Origin of the sequence: Longimicrobium sp. (genome assembly GCF_036280135.1) — a bacterium.
Taxonomy (GTDB): domain Bacteria; phylum Gemmatimonadota; class Gemmatimonadetes; order Longimicrobiales; family Longimicrobiaceae; genus Longimicrobium.
On record NZ_DASURI010000614.1, the window covers coordinates 1 to 2,167 of the forward strand.

The 2,167-nt window shown below is 69.9% G+C and carries 1 protein-coding gene; it reads left to right on the forward strand.

What is annotated here, in order from left to right:
* Nucleotides 1–122: 122 nt before the first annotated feature.
* A complete protein-coding gene (locus tag VFZ20_RS19860) occupies nucleotides 123–1,631 on the forward strand; it encodes a DEAD/DEAH box helicase (protein ID WP_329685677.1) in 1,509 nt (502 codons plus the stop codon).
* Nucleotides 1,632–2,167: the final 536 nt, after the last annotated feature.

The following is a 2,167-nucleotide window of genomic DNA, read 5'->3' on the forward strand; positions in this document are numbered from 1 at the left end:
CAGCGATCCTTTTGGGAACTGTGGGGTAAGCAGACGAGAACCGGACGGCGGGACTCCGCGAGCCCCGCCGTCGTTATTTGTGCCGCGCGCCGGGAGCGCGCGGGTTCCCGCATCACGAAAGCATGTCCTTCGAACCGCTCGGGCTCGCGCCCGCCCTGCTTCGCGCCGTCACGGAGCTCGGGTACACCAAGGCCACCCCCATCCAGGAACAGTCCATCCCGCACGCCCTCGAGGGGCGTGACGTGCTGGCCTGCGCCATGACGGGCAGCGGCAAGACGGCCGCCTTCGCCATCCCCATCCTGCAGCGCCTGGCCGTCAAGCCGCGCGGCACCACCCGCGCGCTGGTGCTGAGTCCCACGCGCGAGCTGGCCGCGCAGATCCACGAGCAGTTCGTGGCCCTGGGCAAGCACACGGGCGTGCGCAGCGCCGCCGTGTTCGGCGGCGTGGGGATGAAGCCCCAGGAAGAGGCGTTCCGGCGCGGGGTGGACGTGATCATCGCCACCCCGGGGCGGCTGCTGGACCACCTGCAGTACGACTACGCCAGGCTGAGCAGCGTGGAGATCCTCGTCCTGGACGAGGCCGACCGCATGCTGGACATGGGCTTTCTGCCGGACATCCGCCGGGTGCTCAAGCACGTGCCGGCGCAGCGGCAAACGCTGTTCTTCAGCGCGACCATGCCGGCGCCCATCCTGGCGCTGTCCAAGGACATGCTCAAGCAGCCGGCCAGCATTGACCTGCAGCGCCAGGCCAAGCCGGCCACGGGCATCACGCAGGCTGTCTACCCGGTGGGCGAGGAGCTCAAGGCGCAGCTGTTCCTGGAGCTGCTCAAGCGGGACGAGATCGGCAACGTGATCGTGTTCTGCCGCACCAAGCACCGCAGCAACCGCCTGGCCGACTTCCTGGAGAAGCACGGCGTGCCCAACGCGCGCATCCACGGAAACCGCAGCCAGACGGCCCGCACGGACGCCCTGGAGGGCTTCAAGAGCGGGCGCTACCGCGTGCTGGTGGCCACGGACATCGTGGCGCGCGGCATCGACGTGGAGGCGCTGGAGCACGTGGTGAACTTCGACGTGCCCCACATGCCGGAGGACTACGTGCACCGCGTGGGCCGCACGGCGCGCGCCGAGGCCACGGGCGACGCGTACACCTTCGTCTCGCCGGAGGAGGAGCGCGACCTGTCGGCAATCGAGCGGGCCATCAACAAGAAGCTGCCGCGCATCACGGTGCAGGGCTTCGACTACAGGGCCCGGCCCACGGAGCGCTTCGAGGTGCCCATTGCCGAGCGCATCGCGGAGATCCGCAAGCGCAAGGCGGAGGAGCGCGCCCGCGCCAAGGAAAAGGCCGATCGCAAGGCCCAGCGCCAAGTGGAGGAAGAGACGCGCATCCGCGAAAAGTCGCACCGCTCGTCGCGGGTGGATCACCTGCACCGCGAAAAGGACGAGCGCCGCACGCGCGTGGAATCCGAGCGCCCGGGCCAGCCCGCGCGCCACGGCGACGCCCGCGGCCCGCAGCAGGGCTCGGCCAACCGCGAGATGGCCGGCGTGGGCGGCAACGGCCGTCGTCGGCGGCGCGGTGGTCGCGGCCGTGGCAACGGCGGCGGTGGCACCGGCGGGGCTCCTCGCCAGGGCTGATCGTCCGCGATCGACAAGCGAACACCCTCTCCCATCGCGCGTGGGAGAGGGTGTTTTGCGTTGGGCGGGACCGGGCCGATGCCGAGCGCGACCTGACCCGGTACGGGCCGTCCGCGCCGGAGCGAATGAATTCGCCGCTGGAACGGCACAAAGTCCGCCTGCGCGGACTGCCCCAGCGCATGCCCGTCAGTGTGCACCCTGGGCCACGGACCCGCCGTTGAAGCCTCACGCAGTTTGTGAGGCTTTTCCGCAATCGTTGCGGCGGCGCGGCGGCTTCAGCCGCTCCGGCTGGGAGGTGGCCATACCGGATTCGATCCGCAACGTGATCATTCGCCGCGGCTGAATGGTCGCCCAACGGAAAAGGCCCGGCATCCGCGCCGGGCCCCGTCCGTACTCACGCACTCACGCACTCACGCACTCACGCACTCACGCACTCACGCACTCACGCACTCACGCACTCACGCACTCACGCACTCACGCACTCACGCACTGCAGTTCACCGCTGAACGATGCGGCTCTCCTGGATCACCACGCCG

What these genes read in the sequence shown, in the direction of transcription:
- VFZ20_RS19860 (WP_329685677.1), top strand. Translation starts at nt 123, where the DNA reads ATGTCCTTCGAACCGCTCGGGCTCGCGCCCGCCCTGCTTCGCGCCGTC.